Raw genomic sequence first — 17,568 nt, forward strand, 5'->3', positions numbered from 1 at the left:
CCAAGGAGGATAAATGGGATTAAAATTTAAAAATGAAATTAAGGTTGGAATCTTTTCTTTGGTCGGGGTAATTATTTTCGTCGTATTTGTATTCTCTATCGGGGATATAAAACTCTTTACTAAGTCAAAAGATGTAAAGATAGTTTTTGGATTTGCCAATGGGGTTAAGATAAGTTCTCCCGTAAGGCTGGCAGGTGTTGATGTAGGACAGGTGAGAAAGATCTCCGTGAGATTTAATAGGCAGACACAAAAGAACGAAGTAGAGGTCTTAGCACGTGTTACTGACTCAACCATAATTCCGCAGGATTCGAAGGTATGGATTAATACCTTAGGTCTTTTGGGCGAAAAATATATAGAGATAATTCCCGGCCTAGATTATGCGCATCTGTTTAAGCCGGGTGAGACGATTATCGGTAAAGATCCCATACCAATGCAGGAAATTACCGAGCTAGGAAGAGAGATTGCGCTGAAGTTAAGAGAAAGCATTGATGCAATTAATAATTTTATCTTGAATGAGAAAAACAAAGAGGCATATAACCAGGTCTTGGAGAATTTAGAAGAGGCCTCGAAATCGCTTTCTGAGATTATGGAAAAGATAAATAGTGGAGATGGTACTGCTGGAAAATTTATTTCTGACGAAGCAATCTATACTGATACAAAGGAATTTATTGAAGATATAAAGAAGCATCCCTGGAAGTTGATGCGAAAGCCCCAAGAGGAATAATGAAGACAAAGACGGTATTTAACTGTCAGAAGTGTGGTTATCAATCTCCCAGGTGGCTGGGCCGTTGCCCTGATTGTTCGAGTTGGAATTCTCTTGCGGAAGAAATGCCTCAACTGCCGCAGGTTGGTCAGGAGCGGATATTTTCAAAAGAGGCCCCAGTCTTGCTTGGCGATATCAGTTTAGAGGATAAACCCAGAATATCAACACGATTAGCAGAGCTAGATAGGGTATTGGGCGGAGGGTTAGTCTCTGGTTCTGTAGTTCTCTTAGGTGGCGATCCCGGCATAGGAAAATCCACCATTGCCTTGCAGGCAGCAATTAATTTAAGTAAAGAGGGCAGGAAAGTACTTTACATTAGCGCTGAGGAGTCGTTAAAGCAGACGAAACTGCGTGCTGTTAGGATTGATAAAGATTTTAACGAAAATTTGTTCATTGTGAGCCAGACAAATCTGGAAGAGATAATAAAGTATATAAAGGCGCTTAAGGCCCAGGTTGTATTTTTAGACTCAATCCAGGTCGTATATAATCCGGCGATTGCCTCAAGCACTGGCACTATTACCCAGGTACGAGAATGCGCAGGCACTCTTACTCAGCTTGCGAAATTAGATGGCTTCTCCTTGATTCTTATAGGTCATGTCACCAAAGAAGGGACATTGGCAGGGCCTAAGCTGCTTGAGCATATCGTGGATACGGTTTTATATTTTGAGGGCGATAAGCTTTCTCTATATAGGATCTTGCGCACAGCAAAAAATCGTTTTGGCTCAACTAACGAAATTGGTCTTTTTGCTATGACGGAAAGCGGCCTACAGCAAGTCAGTAATCCTTCCCAGATCTTTTTATCTCAGAGGGCTAGGAAGGTTTCCGGTTCTATTGTAGTTGCTATTATGGAAGGCTCACGGCCGTTGTTAATTGAGATTCAGGCCTTAGTCTCTAGAGCAGGATTTAATATAGTGCGGCGTCGTTGTCAGGGCATAGATTATAATAGATTTCTACTTTTGGTTGCTGTTCTGGAGAAAAGGTTAGGTTTGCCGCTTGGTGATAAGGATATATTTGTTAATGTTGCCGGAGGCATTGTTGTAGATGATCCTGCGGCTGATTTAGGCATGATGCTTGCTATAGCCTCAAGCCTGAAGAATAAAGAGATATCATCGGCCTTAATGATAGTAGGCGAGGTAGGGCTTTCAGCTGAGGTGCGCAGTATATCTAACTGCAGTTTACGAATAAAAGAAGCCTTAAAATTAGGTTTTACTAATATTGTTATTCCTGAATCAAACATAAAAGAGATCAGCAGAAGCGATAAGGGGAAAAAAGATATTTCTTTCTCCGGCGTTAAAATAGTTAAAGATGCAATGCAGTTGGTATTTTAAAACTTATTATATATTTAAGGAGGTATTTTAAATGACTTTAATTATTATCCGACTTTTTTTTATTCTTTCAGGAACGACTATTGGTTACATTACAGGCGGTTTTAATGATAATGCCATCTTGGGTGCAGGCGTTGGTTTCTTCGCAAGTTGGCTGATAATATTCTTAGAGAGAGGAATGCGGCGCGTATCTGTGCGGGGACTTTCCAGTGCTGTATTTGGTCTTATCCTAGGTTTAATTATGGCAAAATTGCTTACTGATGCTATTAGCCTGATTCCGCTTGATGAAGGCAATATCTCTTCAATTAGAGTTATTCTTACGCTTGTCTTCTGTTATCTGGGTATGATTATGGCCATGCGCGGCAAGGATGAATTCAACATCATTATTCCTTATGTAAGACTGAGCCGACAGGGGCAGGCTGAAGATGTCATCCTGCTTGATACCAGCGCAATTATCGACGGTAGAATAGTTGATCTTTGCAAGACAGCTTTTCTTTCAGCTAGATTATTGGTGCCGCGTTTTGTCTTGAAGGAGTTGCAGCAGATTGCTGATTCTGCCGATACTATTAAGCGCCAGCGGGGCAGGCGTGGTTTAGAGATACTGCATAATATTCAAAAGGATAGCTCACTGGAGATCATCATCCACGAGGAGGATTTTCCTGACGTTCCAGATGTGGATGCAAAGTTAGTGCGACTGGGTAGATTATTAGAGGCAAAGATTTTTACCCTGGATTTCAATTTGAATCGCGTTGCGGAATTACAAGGTGTCAAGGTCTTAAATATTAACGAACTTGCTAATGCACTTAGACCTGTGGTATTTCCGGGAGAGACCCTAGAGGTAAAATTAATTAAAGAGGGAAGGGAGCATAAACAGGCAATCGCCTATTTGGATGATGGCACAATGATCGTAGTTGAGGAAGCCAGAAGTCAGATTAATCATACTATTAAGGTTGTGGTTACTTCAGTCCTGCAGACGCAGGCAGGCCGAATGGTATTTGCCAAACTTCAACCTCATCAAGGAAACCAGAAACAAAATTAGTTTTTTTCGTTTTGGTTAAGGTGGCAGATATAAAACGAAAAGCGAAAGTCATCGCCATAGTTGCCGCAGGAGGCAAGGGACAGCGTCTAGGAAGCAGATTAGCCAAGACGTTTGTCTTGATTAATAAGCGGCCAATCCTTTTCTTCGCCCTTAGTTCGCTTACCCAGCATCCCCTGATAAATGAGATCATACTTGTCACTAGTAGAAAGACATTATTTGCTGCCAAGAGACTGGTAGAAAAGTATAGGTTCAAAAAAGTAAAACATATTGTAGTTGGCGGGCGAACGCGCAAGGCCTCTGTGAGTAATGGCTTAAAGAAGATAAGAGGCGACAAACACACATTTGTTTTGATCCATGATGCCGCAAGGCCGTTCCTTAATAGATCACTCATCAATCGAGTTGTTAATGAGGCGTTCAGGTACAATGCGAGCATTTGTGCTGTTCCAGCGAAATGCACGATTAAAAGCCTAAAAAGAAGCAATAAGCATTTATTTATCAAAAATACGCTTGATAGAAGTTTGCTTTGTGAGGTTCAGACGCCGCAGGTCTTTCGGCTAGATTTATTAAAAAGGGCTTTTTCTAAAGGTGCTCATCAAGATGCAACTGATGATGCGGCCCTCGTTGAGAGACTAAAAGTCAAGGTAGGAGTAGTTAACGGTTCTTACTCTAATATTAAAATCACAACGTGCGATGATTTGCTTTTTGCTAGGGCTATTGCCAAACAGTTCAAATACTCAACCTAATAATAAGTAAGATATGGGAATGAGTAAAGTTAAAATCGGCTTTGGTTATGATATCCATCCTTTAAGAGAGGGACGTAGTCTCATATTGGGTGGTATCCAGATACCTTTTTCTAAGGGTCTCCTGGGTCATTCTGATGCTGATGTCTTAATCCATGCTGTTTGCGACGCTATTCTTGGCGCCTTAGGTAAAGGCGATATCGGAGAGATATTTCCGGATACAGATCCAGCTTATAAGGATATGGCAAGTAGCAAATTACTGGATGTAGTATTTAAATTAATGACTGATGCAGGTTTTAAAATTGGAAATATCGATACTGTGATAGTCGCTGAACAGCCTAAGATTTCCCAAGTAAAAGAGAGGATGAAGGAAAAGCTTGCTGCTATTTTGCATAGCAGGAAAGATGATATCAATATAAAGGCCACCACGGCTGAGGGGCTAGGTCCCATAGGAAATAATGAGGCTATCGCTTGCTTTGCGACAGCGATAATAATTGAGGGGGCGTAGATATGAACTGCATTTTAAATATATTAATTATACTTATAGGGCTATTCTTTTTAAAATTGATTCTGATTTCGATCTTTTTTTACAAAGAGATCAAGGCGGCTCAAAAGAAAGATCCGGCAGCGAAGAGTTTTCTTGAGATCCTCTTGCTTTATCAGGGCCTACACGCTTTAGTTTCTTACCGCATTGCCCATTTCTTTTATAGAATACATCTTTTCTTTTTAGCGCGTTTGATGAGTCAGATTTCGCGCTTTGCTACTGGTATTGAAATACATCCAGGGGCACAGATTGGCAGGGGATTCTTCATTGATCATGGCATGGGTGTGGTTATCGGTGAGACTTCTATTATTGGCGATAATGTGCTTTTATATCAAGGCGTTACCTTGGGCGGGACAGGTCTTAAAAAAGGCAAACGCCATCCTACAATCGGCAATAATGTTGTCGTAGGCACAGGAGCAAAGATATTAGGGAATATAACAGTGGGTGATAACTCTTATATCGGAGCAAATGCGGTTGTGATTAAGGATGTGCCGGTGAACTCGACTATAGTTGGTGTGCCTGGCAGGATTACTAAGCAGGACGGGAAAAAGATTGATATCAGCCTAGATCACATACATATCCTAGATCCTCTCAAGCAGGCCCTGGATGAGATACGTCAGAGGATTGATAAGCTAGAAAATAAATGAAAGAACTCCCCAAGATTCATATTTATAATACATTAACTAAGAAGAAAGAAGAATTCAAACCCTTAAAAGCAAAAAGAATAGGGATTTATTCTTGCGGCGTAACTGTCTATGATGACTGCCACATAGGTCATGCCAGGAGTCTCTATACCTTTGAGGTCATCAGAAATTTTTTAAAATATCGCGGATATGATGTCAAGTTTATTCGCAATATAACAGATATTGACGATAAGATTATCAACAAGGCCAAGGAATTGGGTGAAGATTGGAATGCTGTTGCCTCTCGCTACATAGCTTGCTATGAGCATGATTTAAAACTCCTTAATTTATCTAAGGCAGATATTGAGCCAAGAGCAACTGAACACATCAGCGGAATGAAGAAATTTATATCTCTATTGATTAAAAAGGGTTATGCATATGAGGCAGGCGGCGATGTTTATTTTAGCGTAAGAAAATTTAAAGATTACGGTAAATTATCTGGTCAATCTATAGATCAGATGAAAACAGGAGCGCGTATTGAGCCGGGTGAACATAAACAAGACCCATTGGATTTTGCGCTCTGGAAGAAATCTAGGAAAGATGAGCCTTCCTGGCCTAGCCCTTGGGGTGAGGGTAGGCCTGGCTGGCATATAGAATGCTCCTTGATGAGCTCAAAATACCTCGGGCAGCCATTTGATATTCATGCCGGAGGCAGAGACTTAATTTTTCCCCACCATGAAAACGAGATTGCTCAAAGTGAGAGTTTTGCTGGTAAGCCCTTTGCCCGTTATTGGATGCATCATGGCCTATTAACTATAAATGGCCAAAAGATGTCCAAGTCATTAGGCAATTATGTGACTGTAAAAGATTTTATGGGCAAATATGGCAATGCCAACCTTTTAAAATTATTATTTTTAAATGCGCATTATTCGCAGCCTATAGATTATAACGAAGAGAAGATGCAAGAGGTAAGGAGATCATACGAGCGTATAAATATCTTAAAAGATAAATTAGAGAAGGATTATGGTACCGTAAATATAAACAAAAGCATTAAATCAGGAACCGGTTTTATAAAACCCTTCAAGGACAAATTTATAGAATATATGGACGACGATTTTAACACCCCTAGGGCATTGTCAGTTTTATTTGAATTGGTCAATAATTGCAATAAGTTATTAGATAGCAATGACGAGTTTAAGCAATTTAAGCTGCGTTATGCTATGGATGTTATAAAAGAGCTAGCTGGTATTTTTGGACTTTCTCCTGATGTGGAAAAAACAAGTAAATTAGAAGTAGAGTTGACAGAAAAGATTAAGCTCAGAGACAAATTAAAAAAAGAGAAGAAATATTTAGAGGCAGATAAAATAAGAAAGGAATTAAAAGAGCAAGGTATTATTTTAGAAGATTCAAAGGAAGGTACACAATGGCGAAGAAAAATTTAAGAGGCGTATTTATTACCTTCGAAGGCCCTGAAGGCTGCGGAAAGAGCACCCACTCTGAGCTTCTCTACCAACATTTAAAGAGGTTGAAACTGCCGGTAATCTATATACGTGAGCCAGGGACAACAAAGACAGGCGAGAAGATCCGTTCAATACTTCTAGACAGAAAGAATCGTATTGCAGATAGCTCGGAGATGTTATTGTATATGGCTGCGCGTAGTCAGATTGTTGCTGAGATAATTGATCCGGCATTACGGGATGGAAAGATCATAATTTCCGACAGATTTTTGGATGCAACTATCTGCTATCAGGGCTATGGAGGCAAGGTAGATATTGATATGATAAAAAAGGTGGGGGATTTTGCAACGCGTTCAATTACACCTGATCTTACTATCTTACTTGATATACCTGTTGAGGAAGGCCTGAAGAAACGCGCTGTCAGAATCTTTGACCGTATGGAGGCCAAGCCGCTTTCATATCACAAGAGGGTGAGAGAGGGCTATCTTACATTGGCGCGTCAGGAAAGCAACAGAATCAAGGTCGTGAAGGTTGAAAAAAGAATTAAGGATACAAAAGCAAAGATATTAAAGATCGTAAAAGAAAAGCTATGGCTTGGTTAGATGTTAAAGGGCACAAGGATGTTGTAGGTTTTCTTGTTAATGCGCACAAGAATCATAGGTTAGGGCATTGTTTTCTTTTTCTGGGACCAGAAGGCATTGGCAAGAGACGCCTAGCAGGAGAATTTGCCAAATTCCTACTTTGTGAAGCGCCTACTGAATTCGGTGCTTGTGGTAAATGCAGAAGTTGTCTACAGGTTACCTCGGACAATCATCCTGATCTGCACATAATTTCAAGAGGGGAATTGGGTTGGATAAAGATAGGAGATATCCGTGCATTACAGAGTCAAATTCACCTATCGCCGTTTAGCGGTAAACATAAAATTTTTATCATTGATAATGCACATATGTTAACACAGGATGCGGCAAATTCGTTGCTTAAATTTATGGAAGAACCTCCTCCGGGCGCAATATCTGTCCTGATAACCAGTCAAATAGATTCTATCCCGGAGACGCTGGTTTCGCGTTGTCAGCGATTGTATTTTTCATCTCTTTCATCCCAGGAGATCGAAGAGACATTGTCTGAAACCTTACCTCATGATAGAGGACTCATAAATTTCATAGCGCGTTTTTCAGAGGGCAGATTAGGTCGTGCTATATCGCTTATCAAGCGCAAAGACATCCAGTCAGCAAAAAATAGATTGTTGAGAAATATAATAGATAATAATTTAGCCTTAGATGATTTCGCAGTTAATCTAAATAGAGAAAATCTGAATATGCTAATAGAATTCACGCTGCTTTTCTTCAGAGATATATTGTTGCTTAAGGCGGGATTAGGAAAAGAATTTTTAGTTAATTTTGATGAGGTCGACACATTGACGTCACTTGCTTCTAAAATGGAAATGCCTGAAATTAAAGACGCCCTAGAGGACATCTTGAAGGCACAGGCCTTAAGTAGAACTAATGTAAATTGCAAAATATTGCTGAGATGGCTAGAGGTTCAGCTTCAGAAAAAATTGAGGTTTAATTATGCCTGATAAAGTGCATGTAAGAATACGTGAGTTCGGACCGATTAATTGCTTTAAATGTAGCAACCTGCGATTAAATGGTAACGAGGTAGTGATTCTTGAGGCAGAGCGAGGCGTAGACTATGGCCGCGTGATTATAGATAGCAGCAAACATCTGGGCGGAAAGCTAGAAGTTCCTTTGCGTAAGATTATAAGGATAGCCACAAAGTCTGATTTAGAGCATATAAAGAAAAATAATGCCGCAATAAAAGGTGTTATTGATACTTGTCTAAAGAAGATTGAAGAGCATAAGCTGGCAATGAAATTAATTGAAGCGGAGCATTCTTTTGATAAAGGCAAATTAATATTTTATTTTACTTCAGAGGGCAGGGTAGACTTCAGGGAGTTGGTAAAGGATTTAGCCAAGCTGTTTAAGACGAGAATCGAACTTAGGCAGATTGGCGTGCGCGACGAGGCGAAAATGTTTGGTGGTTATGGTTGTTGCGGCAGGGAATTGTGCTGTGTTAGATTCTTGAGAGAATTTGAGCCGGTAAGCATTAAAATGGCCAAGGAGCAGCACCTACCTCTTAATCCACCTAAGATTTCCGGGCTTTGCGGAAGGTTGATGTGCTGTCTTTCTTATGAGCATCATACATATAGAGAGATAACTAAGGATTTACCTCGCGAGGGTGAACGCCTAAATACGCCTGAAGGCAGAGGCAAGGTTATTAGTGTCAATCCGCTAACTAGAAAGGTTATCGTCGAAGTTGAAAAGGGAAGATGCGTTGAATTAAAGTATGGATGCCGACATGGCTAAATTTTATATTACAACCCCAATCTATTATATTAATGCGAAGCCTCACTTAGGCCATTCTTATACCAATATTGCTGCGGATTGTATTAGCCGTTACAAGCGTCAATTAGGCTATGATTGTTTTTTTCTTACAGGCACAGATGAACATGGCCAAAAGGTTGCTGAGGCTGCCAAGTTTGCGAATAAGACTCCGCAGGAATTTGCAGATGATACAGTCACCGTATTTAAGGACTTATGGAAGACCCTGCTTATATCTTGTGATGATTTTATCCGCACTACGCAAGACAGACACAGAGATTGCGTAAAGAAGATTCTGAATACACTTCATGATAACGGGGATATCTATAAGGCATCCTATAATGGTTGGTACTGTGTTCCTTGTGAGACATTCTGGACCGACTCACAACTCGTGGCTCGATACTGCCCAGACTGCAAGCGTCCCATCGAAAAAATCCAAGAGCAGAATTATTTTTTCAAACTCTCGAAATATCAGGATTGGCTGCTTGAATTTATAAAAGAGCACCCTGATTTTATCTGTCCTCGTTCACGCTATAATGAAGTCTTAAAATTCCTGGAATCAGAGAAACTTTTGGATTTATGTATCTCTCGTCCGAAATCACGTATTTCCTGGGGCATAGTATTTCCCTTTGATGAAGATATGGTTACCTACGTCTGGTTTGATGCACTTATCAACTATATAAGTGCCTTAGGCTTTGGTAGGAGAGATGAATCCAAAATGAAGAGATTTTGGCCTGCAGATATTCATCTTATGGCAAAGGATATCTTAAGACAGCATGCGATTTACTGGCCGATAATGCTTAAGGCCCTTAATCTTCCTCTGCCCAAGAAGGTATTTGCACACGGCTGGTGGATGGTTGAGGCAGGCGATTTATCAGCAGAAGGCGTTAAGATGTCGAAATCAAGAGGAAATGTGGTAGATCCGCTTGATTTGGTTGAGCAATTTGGCATTGACGCATATCGCTATTTTCTTTTAAGAGAGTTTCCCTTTGGGTTAGACGGAAGGTTTTCTTTGCGGGCATTGATTAAAAGATACAACAGCGATTTAGCGAATGACCTTGGGAATTTAGTATACAGAACACTTACCATGATTGAGAAGTATTTTAAGGGTAAAATCCCTAAAGCTGATCTGGAAGATTTCACATTAAAAAATGCTAAAGGTTTAATAGAAGAGATCGATAAGATAGATAGTAAAATAGATGAATCTATGGAAGGCCTAGCCTTTACCAGTGCCTTAGACGCTATTTGGCACTTAATTAATGGGGCCAATAAATTTATAGAAGAGGTAAAACCCTGGCAACTCTACAAAAATAAAGACTTGAAAGATTTAGCCAAATTTATTGTGTTGTTAGTCCAAATCCTGAAAAAGGTGAGTTTTCATATTGGGCCGTTCATGCCAAATACATCCGTTAGCATCATCCAGCAGTTAGGCGATAGTGAAGTTAAAAAAGGCGAACCTCTTTTTCCTCGAATTCAAACTTAATGCAGCTTATAGATACACATTGCCATTTAGATTTTCCTCAATTTAATATTGATCGAGATAGCGTAATTGAGCGGGCAAAAAATAGTGGAATTACTAATATAATTGATGTCGGAGCAAGTATTGAAAGTTCTGAGGCAGCAATAGCTTTAAGTAAGCAATATGATTTTATTTATGCAGCTGTTGGCGTTCATCCCCACGAAGCAGATAGGCTAAAGCAGGGTGATTGGCTTTTAATTGAGAAATTAATCAGTCAGGATAAGGTTATTGCTGTAGGAGAAGTTGGACTTGATTACTACCGTAATCTTTCTTCACCTGCCAGGCAAAAAGATGTATTTAAGAGATTTATTCTACTTGCTAACAAATTTTCCTTGCCACTGATTGTCCATTGTCGAGAGGCAGAGGAGGATGTCCTTTCACTCCTAAAGGATAATCTGAATACAAAGGCGATAATGCATTGTTTTTCAGGTAATGAGGCCTTTTTGAAGAGATGTTTAGATTTAGGTCTTTATGTTTCATTCACCTGCAACGCTACTTATAAAAAAAGCGACAATTTGAGGAATGTTATATCACTTACGCCCAGGGATAGATTTTTCCTTGAGACTGACGCACCCTATCTTGCGCCGCAGACCATGCGTGGTAAGCGTAACGAACCAGCCTATTTAAAATATTTAGTAGCTGAATTAGCTTCTATTTTAAAATTAGATGAAGAGACCATAGCAGATGAGACCACTAAAAATGCCAAGCGTTTTTTTAATCTAGAGAGATGTCAGTAAAGACGATTCAATACCTTAAAGGAAAAATCAGGATTATCGACCAGAGAAAGCTGCCCGCTAAATTGTGTTATATGGATTGTGCTGATGTTAAGAGTCTCTGGTGGGCAATTAAGAGATTGGCAGTTCGTGGCGCTCCTGCTATCGGGATTGCGGCTGGCCTTGGGGTCTATCTGGGCATCAAGGATTCAAGGGCGAAGGACTTTAAGGAATTTAAGAGTCAGTTAGAGAAGGTTACACGCTATCTTGCTAAGAGTCGTCCTACTGCGGTTAATCTTTTTTGGGCCTTAGAAAGAATGACGTCTATAGCTAAGAAGAATTCCTACCAGCCTATCCCTGTTATAAAGAAACTCTTAAAAAATGAGGCATTCAAGATTTTGGAAGAAGATAGATTTATCTGCCGTAAAATGGCCCGCTATGGCTCTGGGCTAATAAAGAATCAAGATAAGGTCCTAACTATATGCAATGCGGGTGCCTTGGCAACTGCAGATTACGGTACTGCCTTAGGAGTGTTTTATGAGGCAAAAAAAGAAAGAAAAAGAATAAAGGTCTATTCTTTAGAGACAAGGCCGCTGTTGCAGGGCGCGAGATTAACTTGTTGGGAATTACAGCGAGAGGGAATTGATGTAACCTTGATCTGTGATAACATGGCAGCAGATTTGATGCGTAAAAAAATGATTGATAAGATATTTGTTGGTGCGGATAGAATTGCCAGAAACGGTGATACAGCCAATAAGATAGGAACCTATAATTTAGCAGTATTGGCAAGGTTTCATGCAATTCCTTTTTATGTTGTGGCTCCTAAATCTACCTTTGACCTTAAATTGAAAAGCGCAAAATTTATTCCTATTGAACAACGTGATAAAAGAGAAGTTACTCATATCAGAGATAGGTGTATTGCCCCTTCTAGGATAAAGGTCTATAATCCGGCCTTTGATGTAACCCCTGCTGAGCTAATAACTGCAATTGTTACAGAGAAAGGCATAATCAGGCACCCCCTTAGAAAGAACATAACCGCGAAACTTTAGCTAAAGTCTTTGTTTTAATATGAAACGCCTAAAGGATATTGGTGAATTTGGATTAATTGAACGTATAAGGAAGAGACTGAGGCCTTGTCCTGGTTGTATCAAGGGTATTGGTGATGATGCAGCTGTTTTGGTTTCCAAAAGAGAAGAATTTATGTTGCTGACCACTGATAGTCTTGTAGAAGGAGTTCATTTTAAAAAAGGCGATAATCCTAAGGCTATTGGCCGCAAGGCTATTTCTGTTTCTATCAGCGATATCGCGGCCATGGGCGGAGAACCTCAATACTGCACAACCTCTATTGGCGCACCTGGCGATATGTCCCTAAATAAAATTGATAATATTTTTTCTGGGATTCTGCAAAGGGCAAAGGAATTTAAAGTTGCGATAGTAGGAGGCGATACTGTTCGATCAAAAAATTTAATAATTAATACTGCCCTGATTGGCAAGGTAGAAAGAAAGTCTCTAGTCACACGTGATGGAGCAAGGGTAAATGATATTATTTTCCTAAGCGGCAGAGTGGGTGGTTCATCTTGCCTCAAGCGCCATTTAAACTTCAGGCCACACTTGGAAGAAAGCAGGTTTCTAGTAAAAAATTTTCGGATTAATTCCATGATTGATTTATCAGATGGTCTGTTTAGCGATTTATGCAAACTCTGCAAGGAAAGTAATGTAGGAGCCGTAATCTATGAAGAGCTGATTCCGTTTAATAAAGACGTGAATCTTACCTCGGCCCTATATGAAGGAGAGGACTTTAAGCTTCTTTTTACTGTTGCGCCAGATATGGCTAAGAAGGTTTCTGCTATTTACGATTATAGATTTTTTCCCATTGGTCATATCCAAGACAAAAGATTTGGTCTGAAGTTAGTCGGAAAAGGCCCTAATAGAGAAGAGGTCAGTTTAGCTGATAAATCCTTCAAGCATTTTAGATGAGTTGATCCATGAAGATTATTACTACAACCTCACCTCGCAAGACATTCGACTTTGGTGTTTTTATTGCACATCAATTAAACAAGGGAGATATAATTTGTCTTTTTGGTCAACTAGGCAGTGGAAAGACGGTTCTTATTAAAGGCATCGCCTCTGGTCTGGAGATTGCTAAAGATATTGTCAGTAGTCCTTCTTTTGTGCTTTTAAAGCAATACAAAGGCAGTATGGTCTTAAATCATTTTGATCTATTCCGATTAAAAAAAATAGAAGAGATTTTGGATTTAGGTTTTGAAGAATATGTTTACTCCAATGACATAAGCGTGATTGAGTGGGCAGAACGTTTAGGTGATTGCCTGCCGCAAGACTTTTTAGGAATAAAACTTACTATCCTTGGAGCTAATAAAAGAAGGCTTAGTCTTTTTGCAAACGGCGCACATTATAAGAGCTTGCTTAAGAATCTAAAATGAATATATTGGCAATTGAATCTTCTTCCCAGATTTTATCTGTAGCCTTAAGCTGTAAAGGTTCGCTTAGGTGTCAATTTAGAAGCTCAAGACAATTTAAGTCTGAACACATTACAGGCCTTATCAAAAAAAGCCTTGATGAGTCTGGATTGAAGATTTGCCAATTAGATTATATTGCTGTAGGCTTAGGGCCAGGTTCCTTTACAGGTTTGCGGGTAGGAATTGCTACAGCCCTAGGATTAGCTCAAGGGGCGGGTTTGGAAATTATTGGCATTGGAAGCCTGGATCTGATCGCTGCAAATGTTAGTGGTGTTGGAAATTCTGATATTTGTGCTATTGTTGATGCACGTAGAGATAATCTATATGCTGCTATATATCAGCGTCCAAAACATAAAAAGAGATTAGCCTTGAGGAAAAAGATGGATTATTCTCTTCTAAAATCAGAAGAATTATTAAAGAAAATAAATTCTCCCACCATTTTTGTTGGAGATGGCTTGGAAAATTTTAAAGAAAAGTTAGGAAAGAAAAAGTCAAGGATAGCATCTTTTGCATCGAAAAATTTATGGTTTCCCAGGGCGAGCGTTCTTTGCAATTTAGCCCTTGAGTCCCTAAAAAATAAAAGAAATATCAACAGGGATAGAAATAAATTGTTGCCGATTTATCTTTACCCTAAGGAGTGCCAGATTCGCAATGCAAAAGAAAAAAAATAAACAATTGCCTCCATTAGTCTGGGCAGATATTGAGCTTTCAAGTATTGCCAGAAATTATTCCTGCCTCAAAAGAACAATAGGGCGCAAAGGTAAGATTATGGCAGTTGTAAAGGCAGATGCTTATGGTCATGGACTTATTCCAGTGTCTTTGTGTTTGTCTCGGCTGGGTGCTGATTATTTGGCAGTGGCTTCGCTAGATGAGGCGTTGAGCTTAAGAGAGACTGGAATAAAAAAGGCGATTTTAGTGATTAACACTGTTGCTGATAATCAGCTGCAATATCTCATCAAACATGATATTACTGCGACAATCTCATCTCTGAGGCAGGCTAAAATTTTGAATGGTTTGGCCGCAGCTTTTAATAAAAATATAAAGGTGCATATTGAAATTGATACTGGAATGGGAAGGTGTGGCATTTGGTATAAACATGCTAGCAAGACAGTTAAGGACATTGTTAGTTTAGGGCGTATTGATGCAGAAGGAATTTTTACACATTTTCCTTGCGCTGATAGCGATATATCTTTTACAAAAAAGCAGATTACTAATTTTAAAAATCTTCTAGAGGAGCTTAAGGCGGCAGGCATTTATTTTAAATTGATCCATACTGCAAATAGCGCAGGAATTGTTAATTTTGCTCCTGATTACTGCAATATGGTAAGACCTGGCCTAATGCTCTACGGTGCTAGCTGGGATAAGAAGCTTAGGAAGAAATTGAAGTTAGAGCCAGCGATGAGCTTTAAAACACGCATTGTGTTTTTAAAGAAGGTCTCTAAGGGCCGGTCTATAAGTTATGGCAGGACATACATTGCTAAATCTCCCCGTATTATTGCTACAATTGCCGCAGGCTATGCTGATGGTTATAATCGTCTTCTTTCTGAAAGAGGAGAAGTGCTTATTAGAGGAAAGCGCGCTAGGGTAATAGGGAGAGTTTGTATGGACAGCACAATGGTTGATGTAACTTCAATAAAGGCAGCTAAGGTTGGAGATGAGGTAGTTTTATTTGGTAGGAAAGGCAAACATCTATTGGCTGTAGAAGAGATTGCCTATCTCTGTAAAACCATACCTTATGAAATATTCTGTAGTGTTTCTAAAAGAGTGAGGAGATTCTATAGAAAATGAATGACTCTGCTCGAAGAGAGCAGTTTAAGGCTGTCTTTTTATAAGCACTACCCCTATCAGAAAGAATGCCGCATTAGCCAGCCAGGCAGCAACTAAAGCCGGTATAAATCCTTCCTTAGCAAAGGCAATACTCATTGAATTAATCACATAATAAAAGAATGCCAGGACAATTGATATCCCTAAACTTGAGGCGAGTTGACCTTTTCTCTTTATAGAAAGAGAAAAGGGTATGCTAATGAACATAAGTATAACCGCAGTCATGGGAGAAGAAAATCGACTCTTTATTTCTACATTGAAGTTTCTTAAGACAGCTTTTGCATTTGTGTGTTTTAACCTCTGGCGGTAGTCTCTAAGTTGTTTGACATTCATATAGGAAATCTTAAGTTGCTGTTTCCTTATGTCCTGAGGAGTATCTTCGAAATTCATCACCTTTGCCTTCATATATTCAGGTTCCCCTACAAGTTCATTGTTTAATCCGTATTTGTAGGTTATACAATCATATAAAATCCAGCGCCCATCTTTATATTCTCCAGAACCGGATACGATTTTGGCAGTAACGTTCTGATTCTCATCTTGTTCAAAGATGACAATTCCACTTAAAGTGTTATCCTTAGGGTCAAATAGACTTATAAAAAATAGTCTGTTATCCAGGCCATAGATTGCAGCATTCCTAATAGGCTGGTCTGAGAGATGTTTATCTTTCATACCCATCTGTTTTACTTTTATTTCCAATAGTTTATATTGGGAGGCAGGCAGGATTCTCTCGCTGACGAAAAAGACGAGACAACTTATAGCCAATCCTGTAATTAGCACCACTCTTGTTATTTGCCAGATGCTTAGACCAGATGAGCGCATGGCAATAATCTCATTAGTATTATTAAGACGCGAAAGCGTGTAGACCATAGCCAGAAGGGCAGCTACGGGTGCAATTTCAATAAAAATTTTCGGGGTAAATGCAAGATAATATACTCGTAGTGTATCGAAATCGAGTTGATTTTTTATTATCTCATCAAGATTACTGAAAAGGTCAATAATGATATATAAAGAGAGGAATATAGTGACTGTAGCGATAAAGGCGAGAATGAATAGTCCTACTAGATATTTATCTAAGATACGCATATTCTAAAATTAAGAATTACACCCCAGGTTAAATAGATAATGTCAGGTACCCACATAATAACTGGTGGCAGGAATAGTTGTGATACTATGGCCTGTGCTCCTAGGTGGAGAATGAAATAGAGAAGCGCTAAGAAGAAGGCGACTGCTATGCTACTTTTCTTTCTGTGGTGCCGACCCAAAGCAAGGGCAATAGGACAACCCAGTAAAGCAAAGATAAAAGGAGAAACAGAAAAGGCCATTCTTTTATGGATTTCAGTGATAAGAGGGTGGGCTTGGATCCCTATATCCTTTAGCTCTTCTGATTTAGAAAACAGCTCTGCAACGGTTAAATTTTTAGGTTTTATGTCTATCTCCCTGTTTTGTCCTGCCAGGTTTAAAGTCATGAAGAAAGTCCTAAATTGCAATTTATAGTAGTTTTCCGGGTTTGTTGGGTCTATTTCATCGCTAGTACCGTTCATAAGCTTGAGTTTGATCTTCTTTTCATTTGGGAGGGAAATGAATTCACCCTTTTTTGCCACAATTGTTCTTGTGGGTTTGTCTTTTTGTGGCTCATATATACGTACCTTGTTTAGCTTGTTGCCATCTATATCGTAAATAAACAGAATATAGCGTTCGAAGGAATTAATGAATACGCCTGGCTCTAATGCTGCCGCAGGATTCTTAAGTCCGACTTCTGTAAGCGCCCTTTTTGAGGCTAGAAGCGTGCGGCTGATGATGCGGTCATTTAAAAGAAAAAGCACAAGACTTAAAATTACGCCCACAGTTACAAACGGTGCAATTAGATGCCAGAGGTTAACACCGCTTGTTCTTATGGCAAGAAGTTCATTATCAGATCCAAGTCGGACAAAGGTAAAGAGTATTCCGACAAGAAAAGCAACAGGCAGGGTATAGCTAGCAAGATATGGGATATAAAGTGCAAATAATTTAAATACCATTAGGATACTTACGCCTTTGTTGACGACCATATCAACTAATTTTATCAAGTTACCCATCAGCATCACAAAGGTAAGGATGAGCAGGGAGAGAATAAAGGGAGATATGAATTCTTTTAAGAGATAGTTTCTAATAATTTTCATCGATAAT

19 protein-coding genes are annotated in these 17,568 nt (G+C 39.4%); 17 read left to right on the forward strand and 2 right to left on the reverse strand.

Features of this window, described 5'->3' with window-relative positions:
- Positions 1-13 precede the first annotated feature (13 nt).
- Genes KJ593_01880 through alr form a run of 17 tightly spaced genes read left to right on the forward strand, consistent with a single transcriptional unit; the run spans position 14 to position 15,366 of the window.
- Positions 14-724 carry an MCE family protein gene (locus tag KJ593_01880; protein ID MBU2540628.1) on the forward strand — a complete coding sequence of 237 codons (711 nt, stop codon included), beginning with the start codon at positions 14-16 and terminating at the stop codon, positions 722-724.
- On the forward strand, positions 724-2,091 hold the full coding sequence (gene radA, locus KJ593_01885; GenBank protein MBU2540629.1) for a DNA repair protein RadA: 1,368 nt from the start codon (positions 724-726) through the stop codon (positions 2,089-2,091). Before KJ593_01880 ends, radA begins: the two co-directional genes overlap by 1 nt.
- A 31-nt stretch (positions 2,092-2,122) precedes the next feature.
- Positions 2,123-3,127 carry a PIN domain nuclease gene (locus tag KJ593_01890; GenBank protein MBU2540630.1) on the forward strand — a complete coding sequence of 335 codons (1,005 nt, stop codon included), beginning with the start codon at positions 2,123-2,125 and terminating at the stop codon, positions 3,125-3,127.
- Between the two features lie 20 nt (positions 3,128-3,147).
- Positions 3,148-3,870 carry a 2-C-methyl-D-erythritol 4-phosphate cytidylyltransferase gene (ispD, locus tag KJ593_01895; GenBank protein MBU2540631.1) on the forward strand — a complete coding sequence of 241 codons (723 nt, stop codon included), beginning with the start codon at positions 3,148-3,150 and terminating at the stop codon, positions 3,868-3,870.
- Positions 3,871-3,889: 19 nt separating this feature from the next.
- A complete protein-coding gene (gene ispF / locus KJ593_01900) occupies positions 3,890-4,375 on the forward strand; it encodes a 2-C-methyl-D-erythritol 2,4-cyclodiphosphate synthase (GenBank protein ID MBU2540632.1) in 486 nt (161 codons plus the stop codon).
- 2 nt (positions 4,376-4,377) lie between these two features.
- On the forward strand, positions 4,378-5,058 hold the full coding sequence (cysE, locus tag KJ593_01905) for a serine O-acetyltransferase (protein ID MBU2540633.1): 681 nt from the start codon (positions 4,378-4,380) through the stop codon (positions 5,056-5,058).
- A complete protein-coding gene (gene cysS, locus KJ593_01910; GenBank protein ID MBU2540634.1) occupies positions 5,055-6,476 on the forward strand; it encodes a cysteine--tRNA ligase in 1,422 nt (473 codons plus the stop codon). Before cysE ends, cysS begins: the two co-directional genes overlap by 4 nt.
- Complete coding sequence (tmk, locus tag KJ593_01915) at positions 6,458-7,093, forward strand: dTMP kinase (protein ID MBU2540635.1); 636 nt, start codon at positions 6,458-6,460, stop codon at positions 7,091-7,093. The genes cysS and tmk overlap by 19 nt, the downstream gene beginning before the upstream one ends.
- Positions 7,081-8,067, forward strand: a complete 987-nt coding sequence (locus KJ593_01920) for a DNA polymerase III subunit delta' (protein ID MBU2540636.1) — start codon at positions 7,081-7,083, stop codon at positions 8,065-8,067. The genes tmk and KJ593_01920 overlap by 13 nt, the downstream gene beginning before the upstream one ends.
- Entirely contained in the window at positions 8,060-8,854 is a 795-nt protein-coding gene (locus tag KJ593_01925) for a stage 0 sporulation family protein (protein MBU2540637.1), read from the forward strand. The genes KJ593_01920 and KJ593_01925 overlap by 8 nt, the downstream gene beginning before the upstream one ends.
- Complete coding sequence (gene metG, locus KJ593_01930) at positions 8,835-10,352, forward strand: methionine--tRNA ligase (GenBank protein ID MBU2540638.1); 1,518 nt, start codon at positions 8,835-8,837, stop codon at positions 10,350-10,352. Before KJ593_01925 ends, metG begins: the two co-directional genes overlap by 20 nt.
- Positions 10,352-11,125 (forward strand): TatD family hydrolase, encoded by a 774-nt coding sequence (locus tag KJ593_01935; protein MBU2540639.1) that lies wholly within the window; start codon positions 10,352-10,354, stop codon positions 11,123-11,125. Before metG ends, KJ593_01935 begins: the two co-directional genes overlap by 1 nt.
- Positions 11,116-12,150: an S-methyl-5-thioribose-1-phosphate isomerase gene (mtnA, locus tag KJ593_01940; protein MBU2540640.1), complete on the forward strand. Its 1,035-nt coding sequence runs from the start codon at positions 11,116-11,118 to the stop codon at positions 12,148-12,150. The genes KJ593_01935 and mtnA overlap by 10 nt, the downstream gene beginning before the upstream one ends.
- Before the next feature lie 19 nt (positions 12,151-12,169).
- Positions 12,170-13,078 carry a thiamine-phosphate kinase gene (locus KJ593_01945; protein ID MBU2540641.1) on the forward strand — a complete coding sequence of 303 codons (909 nt, stop codon included), beginning with the start codon at positions 12,170-12,172 and terminating at the stop codon, positions 13,076-13,078.
- Positions 13,079-13,086: 8 nt separating this feature from the next.
- Positions 13,087-13,542 (forward strand): tRNA (adenosine(37)-N6)-threonylcarbamoyltransferase complex ATPase subunit type 1 TsaE, encoded by a 456-nt coding sequence (tsaE, locus tag KJ593_01950; protein ID MBU2540642.1) that lies wholly within the window; start codon positions 13,087-13,089, stop codon positions 13,540-13,542.
- Positions 13,539-14,249, forward strand: a complete 711-nt coding sequence (gene tsaB / locus KJ593_01955; GenBank protein MBU2540643.1) for a tRNA (adenosine(37)-N6)-threonylcarbamoyltransferase complex dimerization subunit type 1 TsaB — start codon at positions 13,539-13,541, stop codon at positions 14,247-14,249. Before tsaE ends, tsaB begins: the two co-directional genes overlap by 4 nt.
- Positions 14,230-15,366, forward strand: a complete 1,137-nt coding sequence (alr, locus tag KJ593_01960; protein ID MBU2540644.1) for an alanine racemase — start codon at positions 14,230-14,232, stop codon at positions 15,364-15,366. Before tsaB ends, alr begins: the two co-directional genes overlap by 20 nt.
- A 24-nt stretch (positions 15,367-15,390) precedes the next feature.
- Here the strand turns inward: alr and KJ593_01965 are convergent, their stop codons facing one another.
- Complete coding sequence (locus KJ593_01965) at positions 15,391-16,485, reverse strand: LptF/LptG family permease (protein MBU2540645.1); 1,095 nt, start codon at positions 16,483-16,485, stop codon at positions 15,391-15,393.
- Positions 16,473-17,561 (reverse strand): LptF/LptG family permease, encoded by a 1,089-nt coding sequence (locus KJ593_01970; GenBank protein ID MBU2540646.1) that lies wholly within the window; start codon positions 17,559-17,561, stop codon positions 16,473-16,475. The genes KJ593_01965 and KJ593_01970 overlap by 13 nt, the downstream gene beginning before the upstream one ends.
- Positions 17,562-17,568: the final 7 nt, after the last annotated feature.

The organism is Candidatus Omnitrophota bacterium (genome assembly GCA_018830005.1).
Taxonomy (GTDB): domain Bacteria; phylum Omnitrophota; class Gorgyraeia; order JAHJTE01; family JAHJTE01; genus JAHJTE01.